This window comes from Paenibacillus ihuae, from assembly GCF_001368795.1.
Lineage (GTDB): Bacteria > Bacillota > Bacilli > Paenibacillales > Paenibacillaceae > Paenibacillus_AQ > Paenibacillus_AQ ihuae.
Map to the genome: position 1 here is coordinate 2,580,632 of NZ_LN831198.1, position 5,874 is coordinate 2,586,505.

At 43.7% G+C, this 5,874-nt stretch carries 5 protein-coding genes and 2 pseudogenes; 4 read left to right on the forward strand and 3 right to left on the reverse strand.

The features are described 5' to 3' along the window. Positions 1–72: 72 nt before the first annotated feature. Positions 73–1,995 (reverse strand): annotated as a pseudogene (locus AQR02_RS11620) (FAD-dependent oxidoreductase); the annotation flags it as partial. A gap of 2 nt (positions 1,996–1,997) precedes the next feature. Further along, positions 1,998–2,279, reverse strand: coding sequence for an ArsR/SmtB family transcription factor (locus tag AQR02_RS11625; protein WP_038696160.1), 282 nt, complete (start codon positions 2,277–2,279; stop codon positions 1,998–2,000). Between the two features lie 320 nt (positions 2,280–2,599). Here AQR02_RS11625 and AQR02_RS31255 point away from each other — a divergent pair. Then, a pseudogene (locus tag AQR02_RS31255) lies at positions 2,600–2,701 on the forward strand (sulfurtransferase TusA family protein); the annotation flags it as partial. A gap of 369 nt (positions 2,702–3,070) precedes the next feature. Here the strand turns inward: AQR02_RS31255 and AQR02_RS11635 are convergent. Next, on the reverse strand, positions 3,071–3,349 hold the full coding sequence (locus AQR02_RS11635; protein ID WP_052098476.1) for a ferritin family protein: 279 nt from the start codon (positions 3,347–3,349) through the stop codon (positions 3,071–3,073). Between the two features lie 465 nt (positions 3,350–3,814). Here AQR02_RS11635 and AQR02_RS11640 point away from each other — a divergent pair, with 465 nt between their 5' ends. The 3 genes from AQR02_RS11640 to AQR02_RS11650 all read left to right on the forward strand — a co-directional run. Next, positions 3,815–4,372: a sulfurtransferase TusA family protein gene (locus AQR02_RS11640; RefSeq protein WP_038700920.1), complete on the forward strand. Its 558-nt coding sequence runs from the start codon at positions 3,815–3,817 to the stop codon at positions 4,370–4,372. 47 nt (positions 4,373–4,419) lie between these two features. Beyond that, positions 4,420–4,815, forward strand: coding sequence for a DsrE/DsrF/DrsH-like family protein (locus AQR02_RS11645; RefSeq protein WP_038696162.1), 396 nt, complete (start codon positions 4,420–4,422; stop codon positions 4,813–4,815). Positions 4,816–4,834: 19 nt separating this feature from the next. After that, the coding region (locus AQR02_RS11650) for an MBL fold metallo-hydrolase (protein WP_054940681.1) at positions 4,835–5,874 on the forward strand (1,040 nt) is incomplete at its 3' end.

Consider the following 5,874-nt stretch of genomic DNA (forward strand, 5'->3'; position numbering starts at 1 on the left):
AGATTCTTTCTTTGTAAATGATTCTTTTTAAGTCGTCTGCTAGGACTTACTTATGCTCGCATCATTGATGTTTCCTTTGCGGAGGTAAGCTTCGATGGTACCGTCGGCAAGCTTCGTCAACTGAACAAGACTGTTGCGGGACAGCTTTGCCCATGACTTGATATCTTCGAAAAATCCTTGGTCAGAAGCTGTTACCTTTAAGAGTTGCCCGTCTTGCAGTCGGTCGATACTCTTTTTTACTTGAACGATCGGACCTGGACAGCAAAGGCCACAGGCGTCAATGACTGCATCAGCATTCAAATTGTCAGCTACAGATAATTTTTCATTTGAAGCCGTATTTTTATTTTGCGGAACATATTTGCTGATCTGATATGTTTTGTAACCACCTGTCAGATTCTTCACATTGAAACCCTTTTGTAATAAGATCCGGGAAGCAGTGTAGCCTCTCAAGCCAACCTGGCAATAGACCCATATTTCCTTGCTGGGATCAAGTTCATCCAGACGATTACGCAGCTCGTCGACAGGAAGGTTTATAGAACCCTCAATATGTCCGTTCGCATGCTCAAGTTCGCTTCGAACATCCACCAACATGGTACTGTCCAAATTCCGGCCGGCCAAATCCCCTGGTACAAATACTTCAGTCATTCCATTAATTACATTCTCAGCCGTGTAACCGGCCATGTTAACCGGATCTTTGGCTGAGGAATATGGGGGAGCATAAGAGAGCTCCAGTTCAGTTAAATCCGTAACCGTACCCTTAAAGCGGATCACAGTGGCAATATCGTCGATTCGTTTATCCACCCCGTCATAACCAACAGCTTGTGCACCCAAAACTTTGCCATCCTCGTTAAAAAGAAGTTTTAAGGATAGCGGAGTGGCTCCTGGATAATAGGAAGCATGGGAGTTTGGATGTACATAGACAACACGATACGGGATGCCGAGCCGCTGCAAAGTTTTCTCGTTATTCCCGGTGGATGCACCAGTCAGACCGAAGACCTTAATAATGGATGTGCCTTGGGTCCCTTTATAAGTGGTACCTAATCCGCTGACATTGTCCGCAGCAATGCGTCCTTGTTTATTGGCAGGTCCTGCCAATGGAACGGCTGCCTTATGTCCGTTAACAAAATCCACGATCTCAACAGCATCTCCTACTGCGTAAACATCATTTAGATTCGTTTCCATTCTTTCGTTAACCAAAATATGCCCTCTAGGTCCGAATTCAAGGCCGCTATCTTTCAGGAAAGACGTATCCGGCGCAACACCGATGGCCAGCAGGACTATCTCGCTTCGTAGAACCGTACCGCTTGCAAGATGGACCTGTATTTGCTCTCCAGACTCCTCGAAGCTCTGCACCATGTCGGAGAAAATTAGATTTACTCCATGATCTTCCAGCTCTTTGGACAATATGGCTGACATTTCGGAATCGAAGGGAGCCAACAGTTGAGGGCCAGCCTCGATTAGTGTTACTTCTAACCCGGCTTCCTTCAGATTTTCCGCCATTTCTACTCCGATAAATCCGCCGCCGATTACCACTGCTGAACGTGTTCCTTCTTCACTAACCTTAGTTTTGATTTTGTCTGTATCGGGAATGTTCCGTAATGTGTGAATTTTGGAACTCTCTATCCCGGGCAGAGAAGGTCGGATTGGTTTTGCACCTGGTGACAGAATCAGAGCATCATAGTTCTCCTCGTAAGAGCCTCGTTCTTTACTTTGTACAATAACTTTCTTACCAACAGGGTCAATAGAGATCACTTCACTCTGGATGCGAACATCAATATTGAAGCGCTTATGCATGGCTTCAGGCGTTTGTACTAGCAATTTGGAACGATCCTGTATAGAACCTCCAATATAGTAGGGAAGACCGCAGTTGGCAAAAGAAATATACGGGTCCCGTTCAAACATTACAATATGTGCTTCTTCATCCAATCTGCGCAAACGAGCTGCCGCTGAAGCGCCTCCTGCTACTCCGCCTACGATCAATACTTTTTTATTCATGTTTATTCTCCTCCTAATATTTGTATCAGATGTTTTATTCTTTCGTCTTTAACGGAATAAATGATCTTCAGTCCATTTTTCTCTGTCTCCACAATACCTAAAGATCTAAGCTTCTGGAGATGTTGGGAAACTGTTGATTGTGGAAGTTCCAAACATTCCTGCATGTAGGTCACATTGCAACTTCCATTATCGATGATTCCTTTTACAATACATAATCTAACCGGATGGGCTAGGGCCTTTAATAATTCAGCCGCCTGAGCATAGGCTTCAAATTGTTTTTCCATTGACTGAGAGATCACCTCGATTCATTAAAACGTTATATCGTAATATTATGATATAGAGATATAAAATACAATCCATCCATTGTGTCGAATATATGGCAGGTTGTGTGCATGGGTCAAAGTAGTTAATTTTCTAATCCATTGCTTCATCTATGAGCAAGATTATTCGTGTTTCTATTCTGCATTATCCAAATTAATAAAAAATCAGTTGCTTACAAACACTATTGACAAACGAGTTTATCACATTTATGATAAGTCCACACCAATACCCATACGGGTATATTTAATAGTTGAATTACTTCAAGGAAGTACTAAAATTGCCAATGATTAAAGCAGATCAATCACTGGATTGCAAAGGACTGGCATGTCCAATGCCAATCATGAAAACAAAAAAAGCGATGGACCAACTTGAAGCGGGTCAGGTCCAAAGTTTAAATATTTCATCTTTGAAAAAGTTCTTCTTACGAAACGGACATTATACATATATAAATGCTCCGCCTATTATGCTAGGTGGTAGGACGAAGTACCATTCCTGGTTCAATTCATGTCCTTACTCATAGCATGATGCTGACAGTTCATAAATTGCTAAGCATCAACTGAAACATTGAAGCGTGAGGCTGCTCGTCATGCATGGCATGCATAAAATGCATTTGAATCGGGCGATCGGTAGCTCTGTAGGCAATGTCTTGGTAGAACGCGGCCGCTTCTAATTCATCCTGAATTGCAGTTCTGACACCTTCTTGGAACGTCCTTGGCATTTTACCGGCGGGGATTTGCGGCGGTTGTCCTCCCAGTCAGCTCAGTATCATGGTGAACCAACGATAATGCTTAGCTTCGTCCCTTTGAATATGCAGAATGGTCTGTTTGGTCTGTTCATTCGGTGCTAATTCGGCCAGCTTTTCATAAAACCAATAGGCATGTGCCTCCCCGATAATGGCTTTGGAGATATCAGGAATAAGAATTGTATTTCTAAAAGCCATTCCTCCATGCATGCCCATTTCTCCGCCCATACCTCCTTGCCCCATTTGTCCCCCCATAGCTCTAAATCCATCTTGATAACCCATCTGATACATCAGCATTTCCTCCAGATCGTTAGTATAATGTAACGTATGCCGTGCCCATTTTATTTGAGTCTATTTACGTTGAAATTTACTAAAACCATGGAGGAATTGTAAGTAGATCGAGAATGTCGTCGCTTAATAAGATGCGCATTCTCTTTTTTATTTAGAAAATCTATAAAGAAAGTGAATGAGCTATATAAACAGAATGTCCACATAGAGTTTTAGTTTCTGGAGACCAAAGGAAAATTTTATTATCCGTATAAGCTCGAACAGATGTTGACAATAAACACTCAAGATCGTAGTATACTAATACGGGTATCGGTATTGTGATAAAAATCATATCATTACCGCGCATTCGTTGTTTTAAAAGTCGAAAGTTATCATCCGGTTTAGGACAGACTAACCGTGACTGCACTTAAATGTGTATCTATAACCCAATACAAGGAGGATCCTACATTGCCGGAAATTAAAACAAACATGACCCTTGATTGCAAAGGGCTCGCATGTCCAATGCCTATTGTAAAGACCAAAAAAGCGATTGATCAACTGGAGGCTGGTCAAGTCATTGAAGTCCAGGCCACAGATAAAGGATCTCTTGCTGACATTCAAGGTTGGGCTAAGAATACAGGCCATCATTATCTCGGTACTGTAGAAGAAGGGGATGTGTTTAGACACTTCATCCGTAAATCCAGACCAACTGAAGTAAAAGAAGAAAAAAAGCATCCTCATATCGTTTCCAATGAAGATTTATCCAAAAAACTGGCAGCGAACGATAAAATTACCGTTATTGATGTCCGGGAGCCTGCTGAATATTCGTTCAACCGAATCCCCGGAGCCATTTCAATTCCGCTCGGTGAGCTTGAGAATCGTATCCAGGAGTTGAACCTGGAAGATAATATCTATGTTGTCTGCCGGACGGGAAGCCGCAGCGATATGGCTTGCCGTATGCTCAGCGAAAAAGGATTCAAACAAGTGAAGAACGTCGAGCCAGGGATGTCGGGTTGGACGGGGCCTATGGAAAATGCAGAGAAGTAAATCATCTAATAAAGATCTACAAACTAAACTATACGGAGGTTATTAACATGAGTACAAAAGTAGCGATTATTGCAAGCAATGGTGGTTTGTTTGATGCCTATAAAGTCTTTAACATCGCAACGGCTTCTGCGGCAACCGATGCGGAAGTAGCGATCTTCTTCACTTTTGAAGGGCTGAACCTTATTCACAAGCAGGCGCATCATCAACTGCCGCTCCCGGCGGGAGCCGAACACTTCGCCGAGGGGTTCAAGAATGCCAATATTCCATCGATTCCCCAGCTTGTAGAGATGGCACAGGAGTTGGGTGTCAAGATCATTGCCTGTCAGATGACGATGGATGTTATGAACTTGAAGAAAGAGGACTTTATCGAAGGCATTGAAGTAGGCGGGGCCGTAACTTTCCTGGATTTTGCCAAAGATGCCAACGTAAGTCTGACATTCTAATCCAAAGGAGGATTCAAACATGAATGCAGCACCAAATATAAAAATCATGAATGCCAAAGAATTGACTCGAATCGTTCTGGCTAAAGAAGAATTGTTTATTTTGGATGTGCGTAACGAAAGTGATTTTAATGATTGGAAAATTGAAGGCGAGAGCGTGGATATCATCAATATCCCCTACTTTGATCTTCTGGATGGTGTAGACGAAGCTCTGGATCAAATTCCGGATGGCAAAAAACTGCTCGTTGTATGTGCAAAAGAGGGTTCTTCCAAGTTTGTTGCCGAGCAGATTGTAGAGGCCGGCCGGACGAATGTGCACTATCTGGAAGGCGGTATGAAAGCTTGGAGCGAACATTTGGAACCAGTGGAAATTGGTGAATTGAAAAATGGCGGCTCTTTGTATCAGTTTGTCCGGATTGGTAAAGGCTGCCTGTCTTACATGGTCGTATCCCAAGGGGAAGCTGCCATGATCGATACCCTTCGGATGACGGATGTATTTGAACAGTTTGCGAAAGAAAAGGGAGCGGTGATCAAACATACGCTTGATACGCATCTGCATGCTGACCACATTTCCGGCGGACGCAAACTCGCGGAACAAACTGGCGCCACGTATTGGCTGCCTCCTAAAGATGCAACAGAAGTCACCTTCGCTTATGAGAAACTTGAGGAAGGCCGTGATATTTCCGTAGGATCTACGACCATCCGGATTCAACCGGTATATTCGCCCGGTCATACGATCGGGAGCACCTCTTTTATTGTAGACGATCAATATTTGCTGACAGGCGATATCCTGTTCATCGAGTCGATCGGACGCCCCGATCTGGCCGGTAAAGCGGAAGACTGGGTCGGCGATCTGCACAATACGCTCTATAGCCGTTATAAAGAACTTTCGCAAGATCTTATAGTTCTGCCTGCACACTTTGGCAAGGTTACCGAACTGGGGGCAGGCGGCCGGGTGATGGCGAAACTGTCGGAGCTGTATCAGAATAACCCCGGCTTGAACATTCAGCACGAGGAAGAATTCCGCCGCACAGTCACCGAAAATCTGCCTCCGCAGCCAAA

What these genes read in the sequence shown, in the direction of transcription:
- AQR02_RS11645 (WP_038696162.1), top strand. Translation starts at nt 4,420, where the DNA reads ATGAGTACAAAAGTAGCGATTATTGCAAGCAATGGTGGTTTGTTTGAT.
- AQR02_RS11625 (WP_038696160.1), bottom strand. Translation starts at nt 2,279, where the DNA reads ATGGAAAAACAATTTGAAGCCTATGCTCAGGCGGCTGAATTATTAAAG.
- AQR02_RS11640 (WP_038700920.1), top strand. Translation starts at nt 3,815, where the DNA reads ATGACCCTTGATTGCAAAGGGCTCGCATGTCCAATGCCTATTGTAAAG.
- AQR02_RS11635 (WP_052098476.1), bottom strand. Translation starts at nt 3,349, where the DNA reads ATGTATCAGATGGGTTATCAAGATGGATTTAGAGCTATGGGGGGACAA.